At 63.9% G+C, this 482-nt stretch carries 1 pseudogene; it reads left to right on the top strand.

From position 1 onward, the window contains the following. Positions 1 to 73: 73 nt before the first annotated feature. Positions 74 to 482 (top strand): annotated as a pseudogene (locus tag AC0L3E_RS34630) (Ulp1 family isopeptidase); the annotation flags it as partial.

The following is a 482-nucleotide window of genomic DNA, read 5'->3' as shown; positions in this document are numbered from 1 at the left end:
GGCCCGGAGGCTGTTCGATCAAGCTGATGAGTCGCCAACCAGTCCAGAGGAGGTTCTGCGACTGGAACAGGGGTTGAGCGAAGTGCTTCAGCGACGGCAGGATGATCAAGCCGCCTCGTCTTTTTTCAGCGACCCAGGGATGCCCGCTGGACCGGGTGACCACAACAGCATCGTGGCCGACGCGTTCGCAGCGACCGGCTCTGGGCACGCCGGAGTTGAGGCCGCCGCCCCGCCAGTGTTAGCTGCCAGCCAACAGCAGATCCGGCCCTCGCCGGATGCGCTTGACCAGGGCAACCACCTGCCACCCGAGCGGCTGATCATCAACAATGAACAGTCCACAGCGCTGTTGTGGCCAGCGGAGAGGGTCCTGAATACGCCGCAAGCCGCCGCCATTCAGCAGCCGCTGAGCGAAATCGGCAATTCAGGCGGCCGCGTGCCGATGCAGCCCCCCATGCAGCAGTTGGGTGAATTGCCATTGGAAG

Source organism: Mesorhizobium sp. WSM4822 (genome assembly GCF_055811155.1).
The sequence above is the reverse complement of the archived record's forward strand: the minus strand, read 5'-3'. Positions and strand labels throughout refer to the sequence as shown.